Raw genomic sequence first — 26,540 nt, forward strand, 5'->3', positions numbered from 1 at the left:
ATGGAGACAGCATGCGTAGGTTGTTGACAGGCGCGGCCGCAGTCGCGCTGGGGGTCACCGGCACCCTCGTCATGGCGAACTCGGGCAACGCCACCTCTGACCAGGAGGTCCGCTATGTCGTGGCATATGCCGAGGGATCCTCGGCCGCCAGCGCCCGTGCCGCGGTGAAGGCCGCGGGGGGCGAGATCATCTCTGAGAACAGTGCCATCGGAGTCGCGACGGTCACCGCAGGTGAGGGATTCGCCGAGGCGGCCAACGCCTCGGACGCCCTCGTCGGCGCGGCCCAGGACAGGATCGTGGGCGCCACGACTCCTGACGCGGCCAGCAAGGCCCGCAAGCAGGAGGTGTCGAAGGTCGAGACCGAGTTCCGGTCCGGCAAGGGCACCGCACCCAAGACCCCGAAGCCCAAGGGATCCACGGAGCCGCTCTCCGGTCTGCAGTGGGACATGAAGCAGATCGACGCCGCGGCGGCCAACAAGACCGAGCGCGGCAAGGGTGTCCGCGTCGGCATCCTTGACACCGGTGTCGACGGGTCGCACCCCGACATCGCGCCCAACTTCGACGCGCGACTGAGCCGCAACTTCACCACCGACATCCCGGTCGACGCCAACGGCGCCACGGTCGATGGTCCGTGTGAGGACGAGCCCGACGCTTCCTGCAGCGACGCGGCCGACGTCGACGAGAACGGCCACGGCACGCACGTCGCCTCCACCATCGCCTCGCCGGTCAACGGCGTCGGCATCACCGGTGTCGCCCCCGAGGCCGACATCGTCAACCTGCGCGCCGGCCAGGACTCCGGCTACTTCTTCCTGCAGCCGTCGGTCGACGCGCTGACCTACGCCGGCCGCAACGGCATCGACGTGGTCAACATGAGCTACTACGTCGACCCGTGGCTGTTCAACTGCACCAACCACCCGGCCGACTCGGCCGCGGACCAGGCCGAGCAGGTCACGATCATCACCGCGATGCAGCGTGCCCTCGACTACGCCCGCGCCCGTGGCGTCACCCTCGTCGCGGCCGCCGGCAACCAGGCGATCGACTACACCAAGCCGCAGACCGACGCGAGCAGCCCCGACTACGCCAGCGAGCCCGGCGAGGCCGCCTACGTCCGTGACCTGCTCGACCCGGAGTCGTGCGTCTCGATGCCCACCGAGGGCAACGGGGTCATCGCGGTCAGCTCCACCGGTCCGTCCGAGCGCAAGTCCTACTACTCCAGCTACGGCGACGGCTTCGTCGACGTCGCGGCGCCTGGTGGGGATGCGTACGACACCGCGGACGGGAAGCGCGACTACGCCGCGACCATCCTGGCCGCCTACCCGTACGATCTCGGTGTTGCCGAGGGCGCGATCGACCCGGCGACCGGCGAGGTCCTGGTGCCGTGGGCGGTCTCGGACTGCTCCAGCGGTGAGTGCTCCTACTACCAGTACCTGCAGGGCACCTCGATGGCCTCCCCGCACGCTGCTGGTGTGGCCGCGCTGATCGTCGGCGAGTACGGCAGCCGCGACTACTCCGGCAAGACCCTCTCGCCCAAGAAGGTGGAGAAGATCCTGCTCAAGTCGGCCACCGACAAGGCCTGCCCGGTACCGGCGGACTTCACCTACGTACGCCACCTGCCCAACGGCACGACGGCGACCTCGACCCACACCTGTGAGGGTGGCGAGGCCCCGAACGGCTTCTACGGCAGCGGCATCGTCGACGCCAAGGCGGCAGTCAGCTACTGACCAGCTGCAGGGATACCCGGTTAACCGGGTATCCCTGCACTTCTCTGGCATTGCAACACCTGAGAAGTGCAGGTTTCACCGGTTAACCGGGGATTCCTACCGCCACCACGGGCCCGGATGCTCAACCCGAGCATCCGGGCCCTTCGCGTCCCATAGGGTTCGGCCATGCAGAGTTGGTTGGTGGCGCACTGGGTCGAGATCGCGGGGGTCGTCACCGGGGCGGCATGCGTGATCCTGGCGGCACGGCGGAGCATGTGGACGTATCCGATCGGGATCGCGAACACCGCGCTCTACCTGGTCGTCTTCGCCGAGAGTGCGCTCTACGCCGACGCGGCGCTGCAGATCATGTTCATGGTGCTCTCGGTGACCGGCTGGATCGACTGGGCAATGGCCCGGCGACGGGAGTCTGAGGCACAGCTGCGCCGTGACGAGGCGTTCGTCGGGGTCGCCTCGGCCCGCACGCTGCTGCTCCTGGCACTGGGGTTCGTGGTGGCGCTGGCGGCGATCGCGTACGTCCTGTTCGCCTTCACCGACTCCACGACCGAGCTTCCCGACGCCACGGTGACCGCGGGCAGCGTGATCGCGCAGATCATGCTCAACCGCCGCTGGTGGCAGTGCTGGCTGGTCTGGCTGGCCGTCGACGTCGTCTCCGTCGGTCTGTACGCCTACAAGGGCCTGTGGCCGACCGCGGTGCTCTACCTCGGCTTCTGCGTGATCGTCCTGGTCGCGCTGCGGGACTGGCGCCGGGTGCTGGTCGCCGACCGCGAGCCGGAGGTCGCGGGTGTCTGAGAAGCGCTTCACGCACGGGCTGGTCCTCGGGAAGTTCTACCCGTTCCACGCCGGCCACCAGGCGCTCATCCGCGCGGCCCTGCGGGCATGCGACCGGGTCACCGTCGAGCTCCTCGGCTCGCAGGTCGAGACCATCCCGCTCGAGGTGCGGGCGGAGTGGCTGCGGGAGGAGCACCCGACCGCCCACGTGGTCGCCGCGATGGACGAGGCGCGGGTCGACTTCGACGACCCGGCCGCCTGGGACGAGCACATGGTCGTCATCGCCGCGCTGCTCCCCGGCCCGGTCGACGCGGTCTTCTCCTCCGACGCCTACGGCGAGGAGCTCGCCCGGCGGCTGGATGCGACGTGGGTCCAGGTCGATGCCGGGCGGGTGTTCAATCCCGTCTCCGGCACTGCCGTACGCCCCGACCTGACCGAGCACTGGGCCGAGCTGCCGGCTCCGGTCCGCGCCTGGCTCACCGAGCGGGTCGTGGTGCTCGGCGCGGAGTCGACCGGGACCACCACGCTGGCCGAGAGGCTGGCCGCTGACCTGGGAACCCACTGCGTCCCTGAATATGGCCGGCTCTGGTCGGAGATCCGTCCCGGCGGCCTGTTCACGCCCTGGCGTAGCGACGAGTTCGACCTGATCGTGGACCGGCAGATCGGCTGGGAGGACGCCGCCCGGCGCCGGGTGCCGAAGCCGGTCCTGGTCTGCGACACCGACGCACTGGCGACGACGCTGTGGCACGAGCGCTACGTCGGCCCGACACCACCTCACCTGGTCGAGCGCGCGGCGGCGCACCGGCCGGTCGCCTATGTCCTGACCGGGGACGAGATCGACTTCGTGCAGGATGGGTTGCGCGACGGCGAGCACCTCCGGCACCGGATGCAGGACCGGTTCCGCGAGGTACTGGCGGAGCAGCCGGTGCCCTGGATCGAGGTCCGCGGCAGCGTGGCCGAACGCCTCGCCGCGACCAACGAGTTCCTCGAGCCGCTGCTCGGGCGAAGCAACCGGATCGGCCCGTCATTGGAGGAGCTGGGTAGATGAGTGATCGCTGGCAGAAGACGTCGGCCTCGCCGACCGTGCCGCACGTCCAGCACGGCGGGCCACGCGACGGGCTCACCGCCGCCGACCTCTTCAGGTCCCCCGACGAGACCGTCGAGCTGGACGAGAAGCTGCGGCGTACGTATTTCTGGCTGGTCAACAAGGCGGTGATCTCGCCGTTCTACGACGTCGAGTTCGATGCCGCGAAGGCCAACCGGTTCCCGCTCGGCGATGCCGGCGCGGAGATCACGCTGCCCACCCAGCCGGCCTACTCCTCCAACGTGCTGCTGCCGCTGCTCACGTTCGCGGTCGGCGGGAAGTGCCTGATGATCGGCGGGCCCGGCCGTGGCAAGACGACGCTCGCGGTGCTGATGGGGGTGCTGTCCGGGGCGACCCCGGAGGACGTACGCCGCCACCTGCAGCAGGGGCAGCCGCAGCTGACCGTGTCGGACCTGGTCGGGTTGCCGCTGCCGCGCGACCTCGTCGCCGCGGGTTCGCTGGCGGAGATCACGATCGCCTGGAAGTCCTGGCTGACCCAGAAGGTCAAGATCGTCGACGAGTACAACCGCATCCCCACCAAGACCCAGTCGGCGCTGCTCACCATGGTCGCTGAGGGCTACGTGGAGAGCCACGACCAGCTGCGCCGCACCGCGCCCGACGAGGGTGTCGAGAGCTGGTTCTTCACCGCCAACGACGATTCCGGCGGCGGCACCTTCCAGGTCATCCAGGCCCTCAAGGACCGGCTCGACGTCACCGTGCAGGCGTTCGGCTTCAACGGCCGCTTCTTCGACGAGCTGGTCACCCGGGTCGAGGCCGGTGAGCGGCCGGAGGAGCACGTGCCGTCCTCCCTGGTCTTCTCCTCCGACGAGCAGTCGACGATGCTCGCCGCCATCCGGGCGGTGCCGCTGCCCGCAGACGTACGCCGGAAGCTGGAGTACTTCACCGGGCAGTTCGAGTTCGTGCAGCACGGCGGGCGGCGGTTCGAGTACCGCACCAAGGACGTCGTCGCGACCGCCGGCGGGGACGTGAGCGCGGTCATCGACGCCAACTCCGGCGCCGACCTCGTCGTCGACCTCGGTGCGCAGACCCTGAACGGACTCTCCGTGCGGGCGCTGCAGACGCTGATCCTGTACGCCAAGGCGTCGGCGTGGTTCCGCGGCGCCTCGTCCGTCGGGCTCGACGACGTGCGCGCCATGGTGCCGTTCGTGCTCCGCGGGAAGCTGCTGCCCAACCCGCAGCATCCGCGGTTCGAGGCCGGCGACAAGGAGCTCGCCCACGACCCGGCCTCCTGGCTCGTCGACCTCTTCGACACCGCGATGAAGCAGTTCGTCGCGCTCGGTCTCGAGGCCTCCGATCCCGTCGGGGATCTGCTCGCCGAGCTCGGCGGCGGCTTGGACGGGCTCGACCGGCTGACCGTCTCGCAGCGGCTGACCCGGATCGAGTCCGAGGTCGGCCGGATCTCCAAGGTCGGCAAGATCTACGGCCGCGACTACGACGACCTGGTCGCGCTGAAGTACCTCCACCAGCGCTACTCCAACTACCTCCACTGGCTGGAGGGTTCATGATCCGGCGACCTGGGCACTCCGTGAACGCCTCGGTGGCTCGGCAACCGGGCGGGTTGCCTGCCGTCACCGGGCTCGACCTGGAGCTCGCCGAAGCCAACGTCGCCCGTTGGGGCGGCGACACCGGGCTCTTCCGTACGTCGCTGGCAGCCGCGCTTTCCTCCGGGCCCCAGCCGGAGGCCACGGCGATCCAGGATCTCGCCGCCGTGGCCGCCTGGCGCGCGGGAGTCATCGGGCTGCGCAAGGACGCCCTCCGCGCGGCGTCGTCCTGCATCGACGCCGGGCTGGTCGACGCGGTCGGCGCGACGCTGGGAATGCCGGGGGCCGACGTGGCCGGATTCGTCGACGGGCAGCGTACGGACCGGTTCTTCTGGCCAGCCTGGCAGCAGCTGGGCCGGGCCTATCTGATCGCCCGGATCGGGGGCTTCGCGGGGCTCGGCGGACCCTGGCTGGCGCACCCGGGCGACGTCATCGCGGCCGGCGAGGGACGGTGGCTGGTGGAGGTCGGCGAGGAGCTGTGGGCGGTCGACGCCGACCTGTTCGGTCACTCGGTCTCACTGGCGGGCGACGACCCGGCGGACACCGGCGACCCCGGCACCGCCGGCGTACGGGTGGTCAGTGTGCCCACGTCCTACCTGCTCGAGGTCGTGCGGGAGGCCGGGTGAGAGCGCCGACCGCGGCGGAGCGCGAGGCCTGGGAGGCGGCCCTCGACCTGTGGGGTGTGGACCTCCATGACCCGGTCGTGCACACCCGCTCCGACCAGGGCAGCTTCGCCTGGTTCGGGTTTCCGCCGGAGGTCAACGTCGACCCCGGCGAGCTCGCCCGCCACGGCGGAGAAGGGCATCTGACCAGCGTCTTCGCTCACGAGATCGGCCATCACGTGCTCTCCCCGAGCACCCGGGTCGACTCGCTGAAGATCCGCCAGCAGATGGCGCGGGTGATCGACCTCTACGACCGGCAGCACCGCCTCGACCTGGTCGCCGCGAGCGGCTTCTGCGCCAACCTGTGGTCCGACATGTTGATCAACGACCGGGTGATGCAGCTGCAGCGCGCCCGGCTCGCCCCGGACGAGACCCCCGACATGGTGCAGCTCACCCAGGCCCTCGCGGCGCCTACCCTGACCAAGGGTCTGCGCGGCGCGGAGGACAACGAGCTGTGGTGGGTGGTGCAGCGGGCGTACGAGCTTCTCTGGCGGCTTCCCGAAGGCTCCCTCGCCTGGCCCGAGCCGCCGACGCGGTGGAAGACGGACTACGAGCAACAGCTCCGCAGTGCCCGGCGCCGCCTGCACGGCTCGAAGTCGAAGCAGCGGCACGAGGCCTATCAGGCCAAACGGGAGGTCGCCGAGCTCGAGTACGACCCGCGCGCGGGCCTCGACCCGGCTCATGACGCGACGACGGTGGCCGATGTGGTGCGTACGCTCGCCACCGACCCGGTCAGCGGCGCGGTGCCCTGGGCGATGGTGATGGCGCCCTACCTGCTGCTGGGCTTCACGAGCAGCGGGTGCCACGAGGAGTCGCCGGGCGCCCCCAGCGCGGCCGAGCTCGCCGGCGCGATCGGTGACCCACGGCTGCAGACGCCGTTGGTGCATCCCGACGACACCGAGGTCGTCCTCGCGGACGGCGACGCCGCCGCGGCCGCTTCCGACGGCAGCGGGCAGGCGCTCGGGCTGGCCAGAACGCTCGAGCTGATGGCCGGCGCCGACCCCAACGCGGTGATGGCCGCCTGGTACGAGGCCGAGGCCCGCCCGCACGTCGCGCCCCTGGTGCAGCGCGGGCTCGCTCCCGCCGGCCCCGCGATCCCCGGGCCCGTGGAGGAGTGGGAGCTCGGCGACGACCTGGCCGAGCTGGACTGGCCGGCGACGCTGACCACAGGTGCGGTGTTCGTGCCGGGAGTGACCACCCGGCGGCGTACGTTCATCGCGGACGAGCCCGAGCCGGCGTACGAGCCGGTTCTGCTCGACCTCTACCTCGACTCCTCGGGATCGATGACGAACCCGCAGCGCGGTTCGGCCGCGATCGTCGCCGGGACGATCCTGTCGCTCTCGGTGCTGCGCGGCGGCGGGCGGGTGCGGGTCACCTCGTGGAGCTCGGCCGGCCAGGTCGCCGGCGACAGCACCTACACCCGCGACCGGGTCGAGATCATGCGACAGCTGACCACCTACTTCGGCGGCGGCACGACGTTTCCCCTGGACCTGTTGCGTGCGCGCTATCCCGAGTCTCGTCAACCCGAGGACGGGCAGCGCCACCTCGTGGTGCTCTCCGACGCCGGGCTGGACACGTTCCTGGGCCGCGGCCAGGAGGAGTACGCCGACGTGGCCCCCGCCGTGCGGCGCGTGATCGACACCGGGTCACTGATGATCATCGGACACTGGCGCGGGCAGGCCCGCGAGCAGGCCGAGCGGCTCGGCTACGACGTCGCCGAGATCCCGGACGTGATGCAGGCGCCCGAGGCGTGCGCGGCGCTCGCCGCGCGGATCGCCGCCTACACCCCGGAAGGAGCAGCCCGTGGCTGATGAGGACCTGTTCGAGACCTGGCTCGACGAGGAGCTCGATCTCGACGCCGCCTGGGACGGGTTGACGCCGGGCCCGTCGGTCGACGAGGTGATGGCCCGGATCTCGACCACGCCGTCGTGGTTCCTCGACGACGCCGTCGACATCGTGGCGCTGGCCGGGGACGTGCTCGACACCTCCGGCGGGCCGTTCATCGCGGCTGCCCGGAGGGTGGCCGCGACCGGGAAGCCGGTCGCGCGCCAGGGAGCCGGGGTCGTCCTGTGGCTGGTCGCCTCGCAGGAGCTGGCGGGACCGTTCTCGGCCGCGCTGCGCGAGGACCGGTTCGACCGGGCGCTGGTGACGCTCTCACTGCGCCTGGCCGCGGTCGTCGAACCGCAACGCTGGGTCGAGGAGTCCGAGCGCCGCGAGGAGGCGGCGCGGACCTTCCTGCTGTGGAACGGGCAGCTGCCGGCCCGCGAGGACGAGCGCAACGCCCGCGCCCTGTTGTCGCGCCTCGACTCCGCCGCCCGCGCCGAGGCGCTCGAACGGGCCCGGCGCGACCGCGAGCACCGCTCCGAGATCCGGCGGCGCCTGGAGGACGCGCGCGCACGTGAGGCCGCCAGCCGCTACAGCCCGGAGTGACCGTGAGCGAGACACAGGACCCGCTTGACCTGGCCGAATACACCCCGATGGCATCGGCCGCCCTCACCGACGCCGAACGCTGGCCGGGGCTCTCGGCTGCCGGGGAGGCTCGCCTGGCCGCGGCGTACGACCATCCCGCCGCACCGGTCTGGCGACACCGGGTCGGCCACCGGCTCACTCCGGCCGAGCAGGAGGCGGCCCGGTCGCAGCTCCCGCTCGAGGGCTGGCTGGAGCAGCACCTGGCGGTGGCGCGGTCACTGCCTGCGTACCGTCGACATCAGGGGCCGCTCGACACCCTCGGTGAGTTTCCGCTGATCAGCCGGCAGAACCTGGTCGACGACATCGGTGGGTTCGTGCCGCTGGACGCCGACTACGGGCGGATGCTGCACGGCACCTCCTCGGGGAGCACCGGCTCGGCCCTGGTCATGCCGGACGACCCCGACGAGCTGGCCCGTGGCTTCCACTGGCTGCGCGACCTGGTCGCCGGCCTGACCGGCGGCTGGGCGCCGGATCCGGCTCGTTTCGCCGTGGTGCAGGTCGTGTGGCAGCGGCAGGCGTTCACGTACGTCTCGGTCGCACCCGGCTTCGGCGAGAGCCTCGTCGCGCGGGTGAACCTGCACCCGGGCGAGTGGCCTCTCCAGAGCCAGCGGGCGTTCCTCCGCGACGCCGACCCGCAGGTGATCTCCGGCCACCCCACGTCGCTGGAGCATCTCCTCGACCTCCGCGACGTCGTACGCCCGATCGCGATCATCTCCTCCGCGATGGCGTTGAGCGCGACGCTGCGCGCCGATCTGGAGCTGGCCTTCGAGTGCCCGGTGATCGACGTCTACGGCCTGCACGAGACCCGGCCGGTGGCGGTCAGCACCGACGGCGGCCCGTTCGTCGTCGCCGACCGCCGGGTGCACGTCGAGATCATCGGTCCCGACGGCTCCGCACTCCCCGAAGGCGTGATCGGCGAGGTCGTCGTCACCGCAGGTGAGAACGGCTTTCTGCCTCTGGTCCGCTACCGCACCGGCGACACCGGCCGCCTGATTCGCGTCGACGGCAGGCTCGCGATCGATGCCCTCGAGGGGCGCGAGGCCACCGTCTTCGTCACCCCGGCCGGTGCCCTGGTCCCCTGCGTCGACCTCACCCAGCATCTCCAGGACGCGGGCGCGCGCGGCTGGTCAGTCGAGCAGGCCGCCGACGGCACCGTCGTCGCGACCATCGCCGGCGGCGACGCGTCCGTGGCGGCGGCACGCCTCGGCGCCATGCTCGGCCTGGACGTCACCGTCCGTCGCGTCGCGACTCTCGCCGACCTGGGCGAGGGCAAGCCCCGCCGCTACAGATCTAGCGCCACGCATCCAGAAGGTCGTCGGCAGTCCAGACCTTCGTGAAAGCCGCCTCCGGCTCGGCGCCGGCCGGGCAGACTCCGACCATGTCGGTGCGTGGATCAGCGCCCGGGACAGCGGTCGAGTCCCGCGCCAACTGGTGCCGGTCACGCTCGCTCAGCGGTTTGTCCGTACGCCACTTCACCGTGCCGACGAACGCGATCTGATTGGCAGGGCGCGTGTCGGCACCGACGAGGTCGATCTCGGGATTGTTGCTGCGTGGCCACCACCCGCCGACGGCCCGCACCTCCGGCGATTCCTCACGCGCGGAGAATAGTTTCTCCCGTGATTGTATCGCGAGCGAGAGTAATCTTCGACGCTCTCAGCGATCCTCCCTGATGACCGCGACCTGACCCGCGCGGACCAGGTGCGGGCCGCCCTCGTTGCCGGAGAGCAGGTCGGCGCCGCGGACGGGGACGATGACCGGCTCGTGGGTGTGGTTGATGACGAAGAGGTACGTCCCCTGCTCGCCCACCCGCCGGATCGCCTCGACGCCCTCGGGGAGACCTCCGACGACCGGCTTGGTCGTGGTGAAGATCTGGGTGGCCAAGGTGTCGAGGGCGTCGGGGGTGAGCTCGGTGCCGACGTACCAGGCGGTGCCCTTGCCGACGCGTCGGCGCGTGACGGCCGGATCGCCGGCGCAGTCGCCGGTGGCGTACGCAGCGACGACGTCGGCCCCGACGGCGCGGCCGCGCTCGCTCCAGATCGCGCCGGATCCGTAGGCGGTCAGCGGGATCTCGTCGCCCTCGGGAAGCGGGCAGAACTCCTCGATCCGCACGCCGAGGAGATCGGACAGCGCGCCCGGGTAGCCGCCCAGCCGGATGTGGTCGTGCTCGTCGACGATCCCGGTGAAGTAGGTGGCGACCAGGGTGCCGCCGGCCTCGACGAAGGCGGTGAGCCGGTCGACGGTCTCGTCGGCGAGCAGGTACTGGACGGGCAGGACCACGACGTCGTAGTCCTCGAGCGGGTCGGTCGCACCCACGACGTCGACGCCGAGGTTGCGGGCCCAGCAGGCCTTGTGCCAGGCCCGGGTCGTCGCCATCGGGTCGACGTCGACCGACGGGTGCGAGTCGAAGGTCGCCGCCCACCACGAGTCCCAGTCGAAGACGATCGCGACGCTGGCCTGCTCCACGCGGGTGCCGGCGACCTCCGCGATCGCGGAGAGATCCGCACCGAGGCGTACGACATCTCGCCAGAGCCGGCTCTCGGTGCCGGCGTGCGGAACCATCGCGGAGTGGAACTTCTCCGCGCCACCGCGCGATGCACGCCACTGGAAGAACAGGGCGCCGTCCGCACCGCGGGCGATGTGCTGGAAGGAGTTGCGGCGCATCTCGCCGGCGGTCTTGGCGATGTTGCGCGGCTGCCAGTTGACCGCGGAGGTGGAGTGCTCCATCAGCAGCCACGGTGCGCCATGGGCCAGGGAGCGGGTCAGGTCGGCGGTCATGGCGAGCTGCGGGGTGCGGTCCTCGTCGGCGGCGTCGAGGTAGTGGTCGTTGGAGACGAGGTCCCCGACGTCGACCCAGCTCCGGTAGTCGAGCGATTTGCGGAAGCCCATGAAGTTGGTGGTCAAGGGCTTGTCGGAGTGCGCCCGCACCGCCGCCGCCTCTACCCGGTAGATGTCGCGGATCTCGTCGGAGCAGAACCGCCACCAGTCCAGCTGCTGACCGGGGTTGGCGAAGTTGCCGTACGAGACCTGCCGCGGCGGCCCGATCTGCTCCCAGCTGGTGTAGCGCTGGCTCCAGAAGGCGGTCGCCCAGGCCTCGTTGAGCTCATCCACGGCGCCGTAGCGACGCTGCAGCCAGCGCCGGAAAGCCACCGCGCTGGCGTCGCAGAAGCAGTGGTCGTTGTGGCAGCCGTACTCGTTGTTGACATGCCACATCACCACCGCCGGGTGATCGTCGTACCGCTTGACCAGCTCGGTGATCAGCGTCGTGGCGGCCTCGCGGTAGGCGGTCGACGAGGGACAGTACGCCTGGCGCGCCCCGAACGCGCGCGGGTTGCCGATCTGGTCGACGAGCGTCGCCTCCGGATGACGCTCGAGGAACCACGGCGGCGGGCTCGCGGTCGCGGTCGCCAGGTCCACGGCGATCCCGCCGGCGTGCAGCTTGTCGAGCACCCGGTCGAGCCAGCCGAAGTCATAGCTGCCCGGCTCCGGTTCCAGCAGCGCCCAGGAGAAGATCCCCACGCTGACCAGGTTGACCCCTGCCTCCCGCATGAGGCGTACGTCCTCGTCCCAGACCTCCTCCGGCCACTGCTCCGGGTTGTAGTCGGCGCCGTAGGCGATCCGCCCACCCAGGGCGCGGGTGACCTGCTCCATCCCGCTCATGGCGCCAGTCGCTCGGTGCGCCACTTCTCGCCCTCACGCCGGTAGACGAGCCGGTCGTGCATCCGCCCGGGGCGCCCCTGCCAGAACTCCACCGCCTCCGGTTCGACCCGGTAGCCGCCCCACTCCTCCGGCACCGGAACCGGCTGGCCGTCGAACTGCGCCTCGATCCGCTCGTACGCCGCCTCCAGCTCCTCGCGCCCGGCCACGACCCGGCTCTGGTGGGAGGCGTGCGCACCGAGCTGCGAGCCGCGCGGGCGCTGGGAGAAGTAGGCCTCGACGTCCTCTCGGGAAAGCTCGCGGGCGAGCCCGTCGATGCGTACCTGCCTCTCCAGCGGATGCCACGGGAAGAGCACCGCGCAGCGCGGGTTGTGCGCGAGGTCGGAGCCCTTGCGGGAGGCGGTGTTGGTGAAGAACGTGAAGCCCTCGGTCGAGAAGCCCTTCAGCAGCACGGTGCGCGACGAGGGCGCGCCGTCCGGTGAGACGGTCGAGACCACCATCGCGTTGGGCTCGACGATGCCCGCGTCCCGCGCCTCGGCGTACCACCTCTCGAACTGCTCGAACGGGTCGTCCGCGAGGTCACCCTCGGTCAGACCACTGCGGGTGTACGACTCGCGCGCTGCGGCCAGTTCGGCTGAGAGATCCATGGTCTCAACCTACGACCCTACGCACGGACTCAGCCCATGCGGACTCAGCCCATGAAGGCTTTGACCTGGGTGCCCGACTCGTCGAGCTTGTCACCCAGCTGCTCCAGCGCCGAGCCGACCTTCGCCAGAAGCTCCGCGATCGTCTCCAGCGAGCCGGAGAGGTCGTCGAGCGCCGAGCCGGCGCCGCCGATCTCCTTCGCCGCGCTCGCGATCGACTTGGCCGGACCGTCTGCCATCGGCACACGGCCGAGGCCCTCGGCGACATCGGCGAGCCGGTCGACGCCCTTGGAGATCGCCGCCGAGATCCCACCCAGCGAGGTGGCGACGTCGCCCAGCGTCCCCTTGACGCCGCCGGCGCCGTCCCCGACCAGCACGGAGCCGGCCTCGCGGGCGCGTCCGCCGGCCTCCGCGAGGCCCTCACCGAAGGTGTCGAACAGCTTGGGCAGCCGCTCGATCGACGCCAGCACGTCCTTGTTCTCGGTGATCAGTGTGATCACCTTGTCGATGTCCTTGGCGTTGAGGCCACCGACGAGCTTCCCGAGGTCCATGGGGCGACAGTAGCGGCGCGCTCCCTACCATGGCCGCTCCCCACGCCCGGGTCGAAGCCAGGATGCGGCACAATGCCCGTGACAGCAGAGGAACGGAGAAGGCAGTGAGCCAGGTACAGCACGGTCTCGAGGGCGTCGTGGCCTTCGAGACTCAGATCGCGGAGCCCGACAAAGAGGGTTCGGCCCTCCGCTACCGCGGGGTCGACATCGAGGACATCGTCGGGCGGGTGCCGTTCGAGAACGTCTGGGGCCTGCTGATCGACGGCTCATACGGCCCCGGCCTGCCGCCCGCAGAGGCCTACAACCTGCCGGTGCACACCGGTGACGTACGCGTCGACGTCCAGGCCGCCATCCCCATGCTCGCGCCCGCCTTCGGGTTCGGCCAGACCTACGACATCTCCGACGAGCAGGCCCGTGAGGACCTCGCCCGCGTGGCCGTGATGGTCCTTTCGTACGCCGGCCAGTCGGCCCGCGACATCCACCTGCCGATCGTGCCGCAGCGCGAGGTCGACAAGGGCAAGACCCTGGCCGAGCGCTTCCTGATCCGCTGGCGTGGCGAGGCCGACCCCGCCCACGCCCACGCGATCGACGCCTACTGGTCCTCGGCCGCCGAGCACGGCATGAACGCCTCCACCTTCACCGCCCGGGTGATCACCTCCACCGGCGCCGACGTGGCCGCGGCCTTCTCCGGCGCGATCGGCGCGATGAGCGGGCCCCTGCACGGTGGCGCGCCCTCACGCGTGCTCGGCATGATCGAGGACGTCGAGAAGTCGGGCGACGCCTCCGGCTATGTGAAGGGCCTGCTCGACTCCGGCGAGCGGCTGATGGGCTTCGGCCACCGTGTCTACCGCGCCGAGGACCCGCGTGCGCGCGTCCTGCGCCGCACCGCCCGCGAGCTCAACGCGCCCCGCTACGAGGTCGCCGAGGCCCTGGAGAAGGCAGCGCTCGAGGAGCTCCGCGCCCGGCGCCCCGACCGCGTCCTGGAGACCAACGTCGAGTTCTGGGCCGCCATCGTCCTCGACTTCGCCCAGATCCCGGCCAACATGTTCACCTCGATGTTCACCTGCGCCCGCACCGGTGGCTGGTCCGCCCACATCCTGGAGCAGAAGAAGACCGGGCGCCTGATCCGCCCGAGCGCCATCTACACCGGTCCTGCCCCCCGCCCCGCCGACGCGGTCGAGGGCTGGAACGCCGACTGGGCGAAGTAGACGCCTGATACTCGAGGAACCGACCGGCTTCAGCCGGTCGGTTCCTGCGTTGTGGGGTCGGTAGCGGGTCAGCCGTCGAGGCGCTTGGCCATGCAGACCACGAGGTCGTCGTCCTTGTAGAAGCCGAAGGGCTCGACGTCGACATAGCCGTTGGCAGCGTAGAGACCGATGGCCTCGTGCTGGAGGCCGCCGGTGGTGAGGACCATGGCCTCGAAGCCGGCGCCGCGGGCTGATCCCTCGACGTGGGCGAGCATCCGCTTGGCGAGCCCCTGGCCCTGGGCCTCGGGCACGACGTACATCCGCTTGATCTCGGCGGTCACCACGGTCCCGAGGGCGGGCTCGCCGGAGCGTCGCCAGGCGCCGGAGGCGACCGGGACGTCGTCGAGGTAGCCCAGGAAGTACGCGCCCGCGGGCGGCTCGAACATCTCCGGCACGGTCGGGTCGTGGTCGGGTTCGCCGTAGCGTTCGACGTAGAACTCCTGGACCCGGTCGACCAGCTTCTGAGCATCAGGGTGGTCGTACGCGACCCGGCGAATCTCAACAGACACGTCGGTATTCTGGCCGATGCCCGCGACTTGCGAGAATGGGTTTATGACGCTGCAGATCCCCGCCGACCTCCTGCCCGCCGACGGACGTTTCGGGTCCGGGCCGTCCAAGGTGCCGGCCGGCCGCCTGGAGGCGCTCGCCGCGACCGGAGTGTCGGTGATGGGGACCTCTCACCGGCAGCAGCCGGTGAAGGATCTCGTCCGCCGCGTGCAGACCGGGCTGGCCGATCTGTTCTCCCTGCCGGAGGGCTACGAGGTCGTCATCGGCAACGGTGGCTCGGTGGCGTTCTTCGACCTGGTGACGTACGCCCTGGTGCGCGAGCGCAGCCAGCACGCCGTCTTCGGGGCGTTCGGCAAGAAGTTCCTCTCCGCGGCCAAGGCGGCGCCGTGGCTGGCCGACCCGTCGGTGATCTCGGCCGAGCCGGGGTCGCTGGCCGCGCCGGCATACGAGTACGACGTCGATGTCTACGCCTGGACACACAACGAGACCTCGACGGGCGTGATGGCTCCGGTCGTACGTCCGGCCGGCGCGGGCGCGGACCAGCTCACCGTCGTCGACGCGACCTCGGCCGCCGGCGGGCTGCCGCTCGAGGTGACCCAGAGCGACGTCTACTACTTCGCGCCGCAGAAGTCGTTCGCCTCCGACGGCGGCCTGTGGCTGGCCCTGCTCTCCCCCGCCGCGATCGCGCGGGCCGAGGAGATCGCGGCGAGCGGCCGCCACATCCCGTCGTTCTTCTCGCTGACCGAGGCGATCAAGCAGTCCCGCAGCGCACAGACCGTCAACACCCCCGCGGTCGCGACGCTCTTCCTGATGGCCGAGCAGCTCGACTGGATGAACTCGTCCGGCGGGCTGGACGCGATGGTCGCCCGCACCACCGCCTCCTCCGACGCGCTCTACGCGTGGGCCGAGAAGGCCCCGTACGTCCGCCCGTTCGTCGAGGACCCCACCCACCGCTCCCTCGTCGTCGGCACCGTCGAGCTCGACGCCGGCATCGACAAGGACGAGCTGCGCCGCGTCCTCGCCGAGAACGGCGTCGTCGACCTCGACGCCTACCGCGGCGTCGGCAGCAACCAGCTCCGGATCGCGATGTACCCCTCCGTCGACGCCGCCGACATCGAGGCCCTCACCGCCTGCATCGACTGGGTCGTCGAGCGCCTCTGATCCGTCGAGTCGGCTCGTCATGACGAGCCGACTCGGCGTCAGGTGCGCTTGCGGAAGATGAAGTACGCAGCGACAGCGAGCGCCACCAGGGCGATCGGCCCGGCGGAACCGCCGTCATCCTCGTCGCCACCGTCGCCCTTGTTCTCCGGCTCAGCCTCGTCCGGGGTCGGGTCGGCGGTCGGATCGGCGCTCGGGGACGGCTCGTCGCCGAGCACCTCACCGACCAGCTCGGGATCGACCCTGAGCACCTCGGCGCGGATGCCCTCGCTGGTCACGACCACCTCGCCCTTCGAGGTCACGCCGATGGCCTCGCCCTGCTCCTGGTCAGGGGTCCGGAAGGAGCCCACCCGGTCCATCGAGGGCCAGGCGTAGATCGTGGCGGAGTAGTAGCCGCGGACGACCAGGTGCCTGCCGTCGGGGAAGAAGGCGCCGTCGGTGGCCATCGGGATGACCGGGGCGACCTCCTTCAACCGGTTGGGACCGTCGGGGTCGAGGCGCCTCGGCACGGCGTAGAGCCGTCCGCCTCCCCAGTCCTTCGTGGCGACGAAGACCCGGCCGTCGGGGTGGGCGAGCAGGGACTCGGCGTTGTGCGGCCCGTCGGGATAGACGAGCTCGTAGACGGTGGGCGTGACCATGCGCTCGCCCCGCCCGACGCGTACCTTCGCGATCCGGATCGAGTCCCAGACGCTGTTGTTGTCGCCGATGTCGCCGACCCAGACGTGGTTGCCGCCGGCAGGAGCGAGACCTTCGACGTCGACCGGGTCGGCCGCCCAGTGGGTCACCCCGACCGTGTCACCGCTCGAGTCGACGGTGAAGACGCGCCCGCTGTCCCCGGAGTCGTTGGTGGTGGCGTACAGACCCTTGCCGAGCGGCGTCAGCGCGCTGGCCTCGCTGATCGTCGGGTCGGAGAAGGCGAAGAGCACGTCGTCGCCCGCGGCGCTCGCGGGCACGGCCGAGATCAGCACCAGCCCGAGCGCGCCCGCGGCGACGACCGCCTTCATCGCCCGGATCTCATCGCTCCGCGAGCAGCTCGCCGAGCTTCGGACGTACGCCCCACTCGGCCACGAGCTCGTCGTACTCCTTCTTCACCGAACCGCCCTTGACCGGCGAGCCGGTGCGGATCGCGCGGAGCATGGTGTTGCGCGGGGTGTGCTGGCTCTCCACGAACTGCACGACCTCGGCGCGGTAGCCGGACAGGCGCAGCAGGCTCGCGCGCAGGGCGTCGGTCAGCGTGTCGGCGAAGCGCTCGCGGAGGATGCCGTGGCGGGTGAGCATGGAGTAGGGCGCCGGAGTCGGGGCCTTGCGCAGCTGGGCGGCGATGTCGTGGTGGCAGCACGGCGCCGCCAGCACCAGCGGCGTCTCCCACTCGATCGCCCGGGCGAGGGCGTCGTCGGTGGCGGTGTCGCAGGCGTGCAGAGCGAGCACCACGTCGGGCTTCTCGTCGAGCTGTACGCCCTCGATCGTCCCGGCCACGAACTCGGCATGCACCCCGAGCTCGGCCGCGATCTTCGAGTTGTGCTCCCGGGACTGCTCCTTGACGTCTACGCCGGTGACGACGACGGGCAGCTCGCGGACCTCGGTGAGGTAGCGCTGGGCCGCGAAGGTCAGGTAGCCGTTGCCGGCGCCCAGGTCGATGATCCGCAGCGGCTCCTCGGCGGTGGGCGTGCGGACCTTGCCGGACTTCATCGCGTCGGTCAGGGCGGCGTCGAGCTGGCGCAGGAACTCCTCGACCTGGCGGTACTTCGCCTGGCGCGACGGCTTCAGCTTGCCGTCCTTGTCCGAGAGCCCGAGCACCCGGAAGACCGGGTCTGACTCCGGCAGCAGCCGCTCTTTTGCCTGGTCATGGCCGCGTTCAGCCTCGACCGGAGCGGTCAGCTCCGTGGTCGAGACGAGTGCCGTCGTCGGCGACTTCGCCTGGATCTGGGTCTGCTCGGTCGCGGTCGTCACGACCCAGTTGGCGAACGGTACGTCGAGCAGATCGTCCAGCGCGGTCGGGTCGCCCACCGGGTGGTTCGCGGTGAACGCCTGGGTCGCGTCGTACGTCGTGATCTGCAGGTGTCGTCCGGCCTTCAGGTCGACGTAGCGGATCTCGGCGCGACGCCACTTCGGTGCGCTGCCACGCTGTTTGCCGGACGCGACCGCCTTGACCAGCTGGTCGGGATCGAGGATCACCGACCGCATCCGATTCAGCGCCCGCAGCAGCGGTTCGGACTCCCTGCTCAACTCAGCACCCCAGCAATGACGACTACCAGCAGAAGGGCGACCAGCGCGCCGGGAATGATCATTCGGCGGTAACGCGGGTTCACCGCTTCAGTCTAGGCGCGGCCCGGGTGCCAACACCCATCGCCGCAGCCGTCTCAGGCGGCGAGCAGGGCGACGGCCCGAGCCTCCACAGCAAAGATCTAGCAACGCTAGACGTAACCGACTCCGTGATCTAGCATTGCTAGAAAATCTTGCACAGACAATCTGAGGAGCCGAAATGCTGTACACCATCGGAATGGTCCTGATCTGGATCGTCGCCCTGGGGATCATCTACATCGGTGTGATGTACCTCCTGAGGAACGAGGCCAACGCAGCCGGCTTCGGCCTGCCGGTCCTTCCCGCCGCCGAGGCCCGCGCCTGGTGGCAGCTCAAGGGCGTACGCGACATCGCCAGCGGCCTCGTCCTGATCCCGCTGATCTTCGTGGAACCTGACGCCGTGCCCTGGGTGGTCCTCGTCGAGGCCATGATCCCGGTCGGCGACATGCTCGTGATCCTCGGCAACCGAGGGAGCAAGGCGCGCGCGTTCGGGGTCCACGGACTCACCGCGGCGCTGATGCTCGTCGCGGTGGCGCTGCTCTGGCTGGGCTGATCCAGCCGGGCGTCAGACGCGTGAGGCGAAGAGCTCGGCGAGGTGCATGGTGGGGACCGAGGCGAGGTCGTCGAGCTGGACGCGGCACGACATCCCGTCGGCCAGGATGACGGCGTCGGGGTGTGACCGGACAGCCGGGAGCAGGTGGGTCTCCGCGACCGCGACCGACACCTCGTAGTGCCCCTCCTCGACCCCGAAGTTGCCGGCCAGGCCGCAGCAGCCGGAGACCCGGGTGACCTTCGCGCCGGCCTGGGTCAGCAGCGCCTCGTCGTCGGCCCAGCCCAGGACGGCGTGCTGGTGGCAGTGCGGCTGGGCGACGACCTCGACGCCGGTCAGGTCGGGCAGCGTCGCCCGCCCCTCGCCGACGAGCCGCTTCACCAGCTCGGCGAAGGTGAGCATCCCGTCACGTACGACCTCCGCCTCGGGCAGCGCCGAGAGCTCCACCGAGTCCGACCGCAGCGTCGCGGTGCACGAGGGCTCCAGGCCGACGACGGGGACGCCGGAGGCGACATAGGGCGCCAGCGTACGCACGGTCTTCTCCATGATCTTTCGCGCGTCATCGAGCTGGCCGGTGGTGATCCAGGTGAGCCCGCAGCAGGCCTTCTCGCCGATCACACGGACGGTCAGGCCCTGCGACTCGAGCCAGGCGATCGCGCCGTGGCCCGACTGGGCGAAGAAGTGGTCGGTGAAGGAGTCGGCCCAGATCCACACGTCCGGGGTCTCGGGGAGCTTCGCGGTCGGTGCCGACCGCTTCAGCGTCTTCGGCGCGAACGCGGGGATCGAGCGCCGCTGGTCGATGCCGGCGGTCTTCTTGGCGATCTTGGCGAGCGGCGAGATCTTCAGCGACGCGTTGGCCATGCCGGTGAACGGCGCCGCGAGCCGCGCCCACTTCGGCAGCTGCCCGAGAAGAGCGTGCGATCGCGGCCGCCGCTCCCCGAGGACGTCGTGCTTCTGGTAGAGCGCCTCGGACTTGTACGTCGCCATGTCGATGCCCGTGGGGCAGTCGGACGCACACCCCTTGCAGGCCAGGCACAGGTCGAGCGCCTCGCTCACCGCGGGGTCGCCGAGCCCACCGACGAGCGACCCGTCCAGCGCCTCCTGAAGCACCCGTGCGCGTCCACGGGTCGCGTCCTTCTCCTCGCGGGTCGCAAGGTAGGAGGGGCACATCACGCCGGCGGTCTTCGGGGCCACGCACTTGCCGACGCCGGTGCAACGGTGCACGGCAGCACCCAGGTCACCGGAGTCGTGGATCAGCCGCAGGCCGGTCCGGGGAAGGGCACGGGGTCGCACCGGACGCAGGTCCTCGGTGATCGACGCGGGCCGCACGATGTTGCCCGGGTTGAGCAGCTCCGAGGGGTCACAGATGCCCTTGACCTGCTCGAAGAGATCGATGGAGGTGGAGTCGTACATGATCGGCAACAGCTCCGAGCGCACCCGCCCGTCACCGTGCTCGCCCGACAGCGAGCCACCGTAGGTCACCAGCTGCGTGGCGCACGCGGTCATGAACTCACGGAACACCTGGGCCGACTCCGGCGCGTCCGGCGCGAACGGGAAGTCGATGCGGCAGTGGATGCAGCCGTCGCCGAAGTGGCCGTAGGGATAGCCGTGCAGGCCGAAGGACTCCAGGATCCCCTCGAAGTCGCGCAGCCAGGCACCGAGGTGCTCCGGCGGGACCGCGGCGTCCTCCCAGCCGGAGTGGGCCGGCGTGGGCAGCGAGACCCCGGCCAGCCCGGCACCGTCCTCGCGGATCCGCCACAGCGCGGCTGCCTCGAGCGGATCGACGACCACTCGGGACTCGAGCGCGCCCGACTCCGCGGCGATGCGTTTCACCAGGTCAGGGGCGTCCTGCCCAGCGACCTCGACCATCAGCCAGCCGGCCCCCTTGGGCAGCTCCGGCACCGCGCGGCCCTTGGCGCGCACCAGGTCGGCGATCCGGGCGTCCATCCCCTCGCAGGCGATCAACCGCCCCGGCGCCACCCGGAGGAGCGCAGGCACCGCGTCGGCGGCCTCCGCCATCGTCGGGTAGCCGAGCACCAGCAGCAGCCGCCCGGGCGAGTCCTCGACGAGCCGTACGGTCGTCTCCAGGATGGTCGCCAGGGTGCCCTCGGTGCCGGCCAGGAACCGGTCGACCCGGCCGCCCTTCTCGGGCAGCAGGTGCTCGAGCGAGTAGCCGGAGACCTGGCGTCCGAACCGGCCGAACTCGGTCCGTACGTGACCGAGGTTGGCGCCGACGAGCGCCTGGAGCCGCTCCGCCGTCTCCCCCGTCGAGACGCCGTCGGCATAGGTCGCCTGCTCACCGTTGCCGAAGAGCACGGTCAGCGCCTCGATGTTGTCGACGGTGCGGCCGTAGCCCAGCGCCCGGTTGCCGCAGGCGTTGTTGCCGATCATGCCGCCGATGGTGCAGCGGGTGTGGGTGGACGGGTCGGGCCCGAAGCGCAGTCCGTGGGGAGCGGCGGCCCGCTGCAGGTCGGCGTGCACGACGCCGGGGTCGATCCGCGCGGTCCGCGCCTCCGGGTCGATCTCGTAGATGGTCCGCAGGTCCCGGGTGTCCACGACGATCCCGGACCCGACGGCGTTGCCGGCGATCGAGGTGCCTGCACCTCGCATCGTCACCGGCGCCCCGGTCGCACGGGACACCGCGTGCACCGCGAGCAGCTCGTCGCGGGACTGCGGCCGTACGACGACGGAGGGCACGACCCGGTAGAGGCTCGCGTCGCTGGAGTAGAGCGCCCGGGCCAGCGGCGAGTCGTCGACCCGGCTGATCCCCTGGTTGCGCAGCTCATTCGCCAGATCCGAGGCAGTCGCATTCACCCGCTCATTGTCACAGACCTCAGCACGGTCACCGGTCAGCGCCCACCGTCGATGACCACAACACGAACCCGTCTCATTGAGCGATATTCGACTCTCATATAATGGGACGGCCCGCGAGAGCGCGGGCACTTCCAGACCTCGGAGAGAGACCATGTCCGCCACCCCCGCACCGGCCAACCCGCGCTCGCGCGTGCTCGTCGCCAGCCTCGTCGGCACGACGATCGAGTTCTACGACTTCTACGCGTACGCGACCGCAGCCGTCCTCGTCTTCCCCGCCCTCTTCTTCCCGGCCGGCGACCCGACCACCGCGCTCCTGGCGAGCTTCGCCGTCTTCGGCGCCGCGATGGTCGCCCGCCCAGTGGGCGCGATCTTCTTCGGCCACCTCGGCGACCGGCTCGGCCGCAAGACGACCCTGGTCATCTCGCTGCTCACCATGGGCATCGCCACCTTCCTGATCGGTGCGCTCCCGACGTACGAGACCGTCGGCTGGGTCGCGACCGCGCTGCTGGTGCTGATGCGTCTGGCCCAGGGCTTCGCGCTCGGCGGCGAGTGGAGCGGTGCCGCGCTGGTCGCGACCGAGAACGCCCCCGAGGGCAAGCGCGCGATCTTCGGTACGTTCCCGCAGCTCGGCGCGCCGCTGGGCTTCATCCTCTCCAACGGCCTGTTCCTGGCGATCGCGGCGCTGCTCTCCGCCGAGGGCGCCGACCCGACCAAGCCCTCGGACGCCTTCCTGGCGTGGGGCTGGCGGGTGCCGTTCCTCTTCTCCGCGGTCATGGTCATCGTCGGTCTGTGGGTCCGGCTGCGCCTGGTCGAGAGCGACGTGTTCACCAAGAGCCAGGACGCCGGGCTGGTCCGCAAGGTGCCGCTCGCCTCGGTCGTGCGCAACCAGGGCAAGCAGCTGGTCCTCGGCACCTTCTTCATGCTGGCGACGTACGTCCTCTTCTACCTGATGACCGCGTTCTCGCTGTCGTTCGGCACCGCCGGCACGGACCTCCCGGTGCCCGGCCTGGGCTACGGCTACACGACCTTCGTGCTGATGCTGATCTTCGGCGTGATCTTCTTCGGCATCTTCACCATGGTCTCCGGGCCGCTGGCCGAGCGCTTCGGCCGCCGCCGGCTGCTGATCGCGGTCACCCTCGGGATCATCGTCTTCGGTCTGGCCTGGGTGCCGCTGGTCAACGCCGGCACCGTCGGCGTGCTCCTCTGGCTCGTCCTCGGCTTCTCCCTGATGGGCCTCACCTTCGGCCCCATGGGTGCGCTGCTGCCGGAGCTGTTCCCGACCAGCGTGCGCTACACCGGCTCCGGCATCTCCTACAACGTCGCCTCGATCCTGGGCGCCGCGGTCGCGCCGTTCATCGCGGTCGCGCTGTGGAAGCAGGCCGACGGCTCGCCGGTCCTGGTCGGCGTCTACCTCTCCGTGATGGCCGTGATCACCCTGATCTCGCTGGTGATCGGCAAGGAGACCAAGGACGTGGCGCTCGAGGAGACCCCGGAGAAGACCTCCGTCTGACGGGTCTACGGTGGGCGGGGTGACCGTCAGGATCCTCTCCGCCACCGACGTACGCAGCATCTTCACGCCCGAGCTCGCGCTGGAGTCCCAGCGCGAGGCGTTCACCCGACTGGGAGCCGGGGAGGCCGTCCAGCCTCCCCGGCTCCTCGTGCCCGGGCCGGACGAATCGGTCTCGTTCTGCTACTCCTCCCGGATCGCCGCCGACGCCCCCGCGGTGAGCAAGTTCGGCAGCGTCAACCCTGCGAACGCGGCCCGTGGCCTCGGCGCGGTGCACTCGGTCATCACGGTCCTCGACGCCGAGACCGGCGCACCGCGCGCGATCATCAACGGCGACAGCGTCACCGGCCTGCGCACCTCGGCCGCGACCACCCTCGCCATGCAGCAGGTCGCCCCCGACGCCCGCAGCGTGCTCGTCGTCGGCACCGGCGCCCAGGCCCGGGCCCACCTCACGGCCTTCGCCGTGACCCACCCCGACGCCGACCTCTGGATCTTCGGCCGGAACCCGGCCGCGGCCACCGAGATAGCCGCCGAGCGCGGCGCCACCGCGACGGCAGACCTGGAAGAGGCCGTACGCGCCGCCGACATCGTCGTCCTCTGCACCTCGTCCCTCACCCCGGTGATCGAGGACGCCTGGGTCACCGACGGCACCACCGTGGCCAGCGTCGGCTCCTTCGCCCCCGACCGCGTCGAGCTGCCGCCATCCCTCCTAGCGCGGTCCGCCGTCGTGGTCGACTACCGCGCCTCGGCGCTGACCGACTCCGGCCCGGTCGTCGAGGCAGTTTCCGCGGGCTCGGTCGATCCGGACCGGATCACCGACCTGGGCTCGCTCCTGACCGGCAGTGCCTCCCTCGACCGTCGATCAGGCGGCCCCGTCACCTACCTCTCCGTCGGCGTCGGCATCCAGGACGCTGCCGCGGCAGCAGTGATCCTCACCGCAGCCGAGCAGCGGGACATCGGCACCCTCGCCGACCTCGACTAGTGGCCCCGCGCTGCATCCCTGCCGAGTCGGCGCAAACTGACCAAGATCCGTGTCGAGTCGGCGCGTCATGACGCGCCGACTCGACGCTGATTTCGGTCAGGACGAGCCGAGTCGGCAGCTAGGCCGTTGCTTCGGCGGCCAACGCGGCCTCCACCACGTCGAGCAGCGGCAGCATCGTCAGCTCGTCACGGCTCACCCAACGTACGTCGTCGGTGGTGCCGTTCTGCTCGACCACCCTCGGCTCAGCTCCGTCTGGGACGGTCGCGGCGAAGATCAGGTGGACGCCGTGGAACTCCTCGTGACGACCGCTGGGGGCGGTGCCGGTGATGTTCACGTCGTGTACGTCGAGCAGGGCGCCGACCTCGCAGGTGAGCCCGCACTCCTCGACCACCTCGCGCATCAGCGCCTCGCGCGGCTGCTCGCCGAAGTCGACCCCGCCACCGGGCAGCGTCCACGTGCCCGAGTGGTAGCCGAGCGGCGAGATCCGGGTGAGCAGGATCGCGTCGTCGGAGGGACGGGTGATGAAGGCGTACGCGGCCAACCGCTGCATCCGGGACGGCTTGTGCACCTCGAGGGCGTCGGTGACCAGCGGAGACGTCGGGATCTCGCCGCTCGTCACCGCGGCCAGGGGCAGCCAGGCCGCCTCCGCGGTGGACCCGTCGACCTCCATCGTCTGCGGCTCGGGAGCGTCGTGAGGGACCCAGCCGTCGTAGACGATCCGGATCGCGTGGGAGTTGACCCGCCGGCCCAGCCGCCAGGCCTTGGCCTGATGGACCGAGTAGACCCGCGCCTCGACGCCGACCTCGACCGGCACCCCGGCCTCCTCGTAGACCTCGCGCACGACCGCGTCGCGCGGGTCCTCGCCGTGGTCGATCCCGCCGCCGGGCAGCGTCCAGCGCTCCTCCGGCGTGACCTTCTCCGAGAGCCGGCTGAGCAGGATCTCCGGCTCAGCGGCCGCACCCGCCCGGATGATGACGGCGTACGCCCCCACCCGCTGCACCTTCGGAAGCTTCCGTCGCCGCCCGCTGCGGCCCCGATTCCGCGTCGCCATCAGCTGAACGGGGGTCGGGAGTCGAGAGCCAGCGAGCGGCGACCGGCCCAGCGCCACACCTTGGCGGCTCGGTCGCGATCCTCGTCGGTGACCAGGTTGCCCATCCACCGCAGGGCCAGCGTCATCAGCCAGTCGGAGCGCATTCCCGCAGGCCCGAGGGTGGATACCAGGCGCGGACGGGTCGCGATCCCGGCCAGACGGCGGGCGACGGAGAACGCCTCGCCGTAGTGCTCACGCAGGGTCGCCGGCCACGCGGTGGCCAGGTCCTCGCCCGCGATCAGCGTGTCGGCGACCATCCGTCCGGTCTCCAGGCCGTAGTCGATCCCTTCGCCGTTGAGCGGGTTCACGCACCCGGCGGCGTCACCGATCAGCGCCCAGTTGGCGCCGGCGACACCGGAGACGGCACCACCCATCGGCAACAGCGCGGACTTCTCCGCCCGCAGCTCACCGGTGAGCCCGAACTCCTCGCGGCACTGCTCGGTGTAGTGCCTCATCAGCGGCTTGATCGCGACGTCCGCCGGCCGCTTCGAGGTGGCCAGCGCACCCGCGCCGATGTTCACCTCCCCCGACCCGAGCGGGAAGATCCAGCCGTATCCCGGCAACGCCTCACCGGACTCGTCACGCAGCTCCAGGTGGGAGGAGATCCATTCGTCATCGGCCTGGCCGGAGGCGATGTAGGCCCGTCCGGCGACGCCGTAGACGGTGTCGCGGTGCCACTCCCGACCCAGCACCTTGCCGAGCGGCGAGCGCACGCCGTCGGCGACAACGACCGATCGGCAGGCGACCTCGGCGCCACCCTCGAAGACCACGGCGGCGATCCGCTCGCCATCCCAGCGCACGTCGACCGCACGCACGCCGTCGACAGCGGTCGCGCCGGACTTGATCGCCACGGTGCGCAGATGATCGTCCAGCTCGGTCCGCGGCACAGCGGAGCCCCACGACGGCAAGGTCCCGCCGGGCCAGGGCAGGTGCAGCGTCTGCCCGAAGCCGTGCGCCCGCAGGCCCTTGGAGACCGGGTGCGCGCGCAGCCAGTCCTCCAGCCCGAGCCGGACCAGTTCGTGGGTCGCGCGCGGGGTCAGCCCGTCACCGCAGGTCTTGTCACGCGGGAAGACGGCCGCGTCGGTCAGCAGGACATCGACCCCGGCGCGCGCCAGCCAGGCCGCCGCGGCCGAGCCCGCAGGCCCCGCCCCCACGACGAGCACATCAGCTGACTGCGGAAGGGACGACGTCATGCGCATATCTTCCCAGAACCGGCCAACGGCCCGCGAAAGAACCCTCACCTCCGGCCAGCCCCGGCCTCTGCTAGGT

At 70.9% G+C, this 26,540-nt stretch carries 23 protein-coding genes; 13 read left to right on the forward strand and 10 right to left on the reverse strand.

All coding sequences use genetic code 11. From position 1 onward, the window contains the following. The first annotated feature begins 11 nt into the window (after positions 1–11). The 8 genes from ACW14X_RS11400 to ACW14X_RS11435 all read left to right on the forward strand — a co-directional run bounded on the left by ACW14X_RS11400 (position 12) and on the right by ACW14X_RS11435 (position 9,603). Positions 12–1,721, forward strand: a complete 1,710-nt coding sequence (locus ACW14X_RS11400) for a S8 family peptidase (RefSeq protein WP_457165668.1) — start codon at positions 12–14, stop codon at positions 1,719–1,721. 165 nt (positions 1,722–1,886) lie between these two features. Next, entirely contained in the window at positions 1,887–2,510 is a 624-nt protein-coding gene (gene pnuC, locus ACW14X_RS11405; protein ID WP_457165669.1) for a nicotinamide riboside transporter PnuC, read from the forward strand. Then, positions 2,503–3,537 carry an AAA family ATPase gene (locus tag ACW14X_RS11410; protein ID WP_457165670.1) on the forward strand — a complete coding sequence of 345 codons (1,035 nt, stop codon included), beginning with the start codon at positions 2,503–2,505 and terminating at the stop codon, positions 3,535–3,537. Before pnuC ends, ACW14X_RS11410 begins: the two co-directional genes overlap by 8 nt. Beyond that, the gene (locus ACW14X_RS11415) at positions 3,534–5,099 is read left to right on the forward strand and encodes a hypothetical protein (protein WP_457165671.1); all 1,566 of its coding nucleotides are present in this window, start codon (positions 3,534–3,536) and stop codon (positions 5,097–5,099) included. The genes ACW14X_RS11410 and ACW14X_RS11415 overlap by 4 nt, the downstream gene beginning before the upstream one ends. Then, entirely contained in the window at positions 5,096–5,761 is a 666-nt protein-coding gene (locus tag ACW14X_RS11420; protein ID WP_457165672.1) for a hypothetical protein, read from the forward strand. Before ACW14X_RS11415 ends, ACW14X_RS11420 begins: the two co-directional genes overlap by 4 nt. Then, on the forward strand, positions 5,758–7,608 hold the full coding sequence (locus ACW14X_RS11425) for a hypothetical protein (protein ID WP_457165673.1): 1,851 nt from the start codon (positions 5,758–5,760) through the stop codon (positions 7,606–7,608). Before ACW14X_RS11420 ends, ACW14X_RS11425 begins: the two co-directional genes overlap by 4 nt. Continuing rightward, complete coding sequence (locus ACW14X_RS11430) at positions 7,601–8,227, forward strand: hypothetical protein (protein ID WP_457165674.1); 627 nt, start codon at positions 7,601–7,603, stop codon at positions 8,225–8,227. The genes ACW14X_RS11425 and ACW14X_RS11430 overlap by 8 nt, the downstream gene beginning before the upstream one ends. Before the next feature lie 2 nt (positions 8,228–8,229). Further along, complete coding sequence (locus tag ACW14X_RS11435; protein ID WP_457165675.1) at positions 8,230–9,603, forward strand: hypothetical protein; 1,374 nt, start codon at positions 8,230–8,232, stop codon at positions 9,601–9,603. On the opposite strand, the gene ACW14X_RS11440 is transcribed toward ACW14X_RS11435, so the two are convergent. The 4 genes from ACW14X_RS11440 to ACW14X_RS11455 form a co-directional block, all read right to left on the reverse strand. After that, positions 9,557–9,844, reverse strand: coding sequence for a hypothetical protein (locus ACW14X_RS11440; RefSeq protein WP_457165676.1), 288 nt, complete (start codon positions 9,842–9,844; stop codon positions 9,557–9,559). The genes ACW14X_RS11435 and ACW14X_RS11440 overlap by 47 nt on opposite strands. A 75-nt stretch (positions 9,845–9,919) precedes the next feature. Further along, positions 9,920–11,923, reverse strand: a complete 2,004-nt coding sequence (locus tag ACW14X_RS11445) for a beta-galactosidase (RefSeq protein ID WP_457165677.1) — start codon at positions 11,921–11,923, stop codon at positions 9,920–9,922. Further along, the gene (gene pdxH / locus ACW14X_RS11450; RefSeq protein ID WP_350836583.1) at positions 11,920–12,567 is read right to left on the reverse strand and encodes a pyridoxamine 5'-phosphate oxidase; all 648 of its coding nucleotides are present in this window, start codon (positions 12,565–12,567) and stop codon (positions 11,920–11,922) included. Before pdxH ends, ACW14X_RS11445 begins: the two co-directional genes overlap by 4 nt. Positions 12,568–12,611: 44 nt before the next feature. Beyond that, on the reverse strand, positions 12,612–13,115 hold the full coding sequence (locus ACW14X_RS11455) for a hypothetical protein (protein ID WP_457165678.1): 504 nt from the start codon (positions 13,113–13,115) through the stop codon (positions 12,612–12,614). Positions 13,116–13,219: 104 nt separating this feature from the next. Here ACW14X_RS11455 and ACW14X_RS11460 point away from each other — a divergent pair, with 104 nt between their 5' ends. Further along, complete coding sequence (locus tag ACW14X_RS11460; protein WP_457165679.1) at positions 13,220–14,323, forward strand: citrate synthase 2; 1,104 nt, start codon at positions 13,220–13,222, stop codon at positions 14,321–14,323. A gap of 68 nt (positions 14,324–14,391) precedes the next feature. On the opposite strand, the gene ACW14X_RS11465 is transcribed toward ACW14X_RS11460, so the two are convergent. Further along, positions 14,392–14,871, reverse strand: coding sequence for a GNAT family N-acetyltransferase (locus ACW14X_RS11465; protein ID WP_160025560.1), 480 nt, complete (start codon positions 14,869–14,871; stop codon positions 14,392–14,394). A gap of 43 nt (positions 14,872–14,914) precedes the next feature. Between ACW14X_RS11465 and serC the strand changes: the two genes are divergently transcribed. Continuing rightward, positions 14,915–16,030: a phosphoserine transaminase gene (serC, locus tag ACW14X_RS11470; RefSeq protein WP_160025561.1), complete on the forward strand. Its 1,116-nt coding sequence runs from the start codon at positions 14,915–14,917 to the stop codon at positions 16,028–16,030. A gap of 38 nt (positions 16,031–16,068) precedes the next feature. Here the strand turns inward: serC and ACW14X_RS11475 are convergent, their stop codons facing one another. Beyond that, positions 16,069–17,031: a hypothetical protein gene (locus ACW14X_RS11475; RefSeq protein ID WP_457165680.1), complete on the reverse strand. Its 963-nt coding sequence runs from the start codon at positions 17,029–17,031 to the stop codon at positions 16,069–16,071. Positions 17,032–17,041: 10 nt separating this feature from the next. Further along, positions 17,042–18,253, reverse strand: a complete 1,212-nt coding sequence (locus tag ACW14X_RS11480) for a class I SAM-dependent methyltransferase (RefSeq protein WP_457165681.1) — start codon at positions 18,251–18,253, stop codon at positions 17,042–17,044. A 256-nt stretch (positions 18,254–18,509) separates the two neighbouring features. On the opposite strand from ACW14X_RS11480, the gene ACW14X_RS11485 reads away from it, so the two are divergent. Continuing rightward, the gene (locus ACW14X_RS11485; protein ID WP_160025563.1) at positions 18,510–18,881 is read left to right on the forward strand and encodes a DUF4267 domain-containing protein; all 372 of its coding nucleotides are present in this window, start codon (positions 18,510–18,512) and stop codon (positions 18,879–18,881) included. 12 nt (positions 18,882–18,893) lie between these two features. Here the strand turns inward: ACW14X_RS11485 and ACW14X_RS11490 are convergent, their stop codons facing one another. Next, on the reverse strand, positions 18,894–21,692 hold the full coding sequence (locus ACW14X_RS11490) for an FAD-binding and (Fe-S)-binding domain-containing protein (protein ID WP_457165682.1): 2,799 nt from the start codon (positions 21,690–21,692) through the stop codon (positions 18,894–18,896). 151 nt (positions 21,693–21,843) lie between these two features. Here ACW14X_RS11490 and ACW14X_RS11495 point away from each other — a divergent pair, with 151 nt between their 5' ends. Then, positions 21,844–23,202, forward strand: coding sequence for an MFS transporter (locus tag ACW14X_RS11495; protein WP_457165683.1), 1,359 nt, complete (start codon positions 21,844–21,846; stop codon positions 23,200–23,202). Between the two features lie 19 nt (positions 23,203–23,221). After that, positions 23,222–24,181 (forward strand): ornithine cyclodeaminase family protein, encoded by a 960-nt coding sequence (locus tag ACW14X_RS11500; protein ID WP_457165684.1) that lies wholly within the window; start codon positions 23,222–23,224, stop codon positions 24,179–24,181. A 118-nt stretch (positions 24,182–24,299) separates the two neighbouring features. On the opposite strand, the gene ACW14X_RS11505 is transcribed toward ACW14X_RS11500, so the two are convergent. Continuing rightward, positions 24,300–25,232, reverse strand: a complete 933-nt coding sequence (locus ACW14X_RS11505) for an NUDIX domain-containing protein (RefSeq protein ID WP_457165685.1) — start codon at positions 25,230–25,232, stop codon at positions 24,300–24,302. Then, entirely contained in the window at positions 25,232–26,464 is a 1,233-nt protein-coding gene (locus tag ACW14X_RS11510; RefSeq protein WP_457165686.1) for a geranylgeranyl reductase family protein, read from the reverse strand. The genes ACW14X_RS11505 and ACW14X_RS11510 overlap by 1 nt, the downstream gene beginning before the upstream one ends. Positions 26,465–26,540: the final 76 nt, after the last annotated feature.

The organism is Nocardioides sp. YJ-D4, assembly GCF_054031495.1.

Excerpts from the sequence above, each read along its gene's own strand:
- ACW14X_RS11400 (WP_457165668.1), top strand. The coding sequence starts at position 12 with ATGCGTAGGTTGTTGACAGGCGCGGCCGCAGTCGCGCTGGGGGTCACC.
- pnuC (WP_457165669.1), top strand. The coding sequence starts at position 1,887 with ATGCAGAGTTGGTTGGTGGCGCACTGGGTCGAGATCGCGGGGGTCGTC.
- ACW14X_RS11415 (WP_457165671.1), top strand. The coding sequence starts at position 3,534 with ATGAGTGATCGCTGGCAGAAGACGTCGGCCTCGCCGACCGTGCCGCAC.
- ACW14X_RS11420 (WP_457165672.1), top strand. The coding sequence starts at position 5,096 with ATGATCCGGCGACCTGGGCACTCCGTGAACGCCTCGGTGGCTCGGCAA.
- ACW14X_RS11445 (WP_457165677.1), bottom strand. The coding sequence starts at position 11,923 with ATGAGCGGGATGGAGCAGGTCACCCGCGCCCTGGGTGGGCGGATCGCC.
- pdxH (WP_350836583.1), bottom strand. The coding sequence starts at position 12,567 with ATGGATCTCTCAGCCGAACTGGCCGCAGCGCGCGAGTCGTACACCCGC.
- ACW14X_RS11455 (WP_457165678.1), bottom strand. The coding sequence starts at position 13,115 with ATGGACCTCGGGAAGCTCGTCGGTGGCCTCAACGCCAAGGACATCGAC.
- serC (WP_160025561.1), top strand. The coding sequence starts at position 14,915 with ATGACGCTGCAGATCCCCGCCGACCTCCTGCCCGCCGACGGACGTTTC.
- ACW14X_RS11475 (WP_457165680.1), bottom strand. The coding sequence starts at position 17,031 with ATGAAGGCGGTCGTCGCCGCGGGCGCGCTCGGGCTGGTGCTGATCTCG.
- ACW14X_RS11485 (WP_160025563.1), top strand. The coding sequence starts at position 18,510 with ATGCTGTACACCATCGGAATGGTCCTGATCTGGATCGTCGCCCTGGGG.
- ACW14X_RS11495 (WP_457165683.1), top strand. The coding sequence starts at position 21,844 with ATGTCCGCCACCCCCGCACCGGCCAACCCGCGCTCGCGCGTGCTCGTC.
- ACW14X_RS11505 (WP_457165685.1), bottom strand. The coding sequence starts at position 25,232 with ATGGCGACGCGGAATCGGGGCCGCAGCGGGCGGCGACGGAAGCTTCCG.
- ACW14X_RS11510 (WP_457165686.1), bottom strand. The coding sequence starts at position 26,464 with ATGACGTCGTCCCTTCCGCAGTCAGCTGATGTGCTCGTCGTGGGGGCG.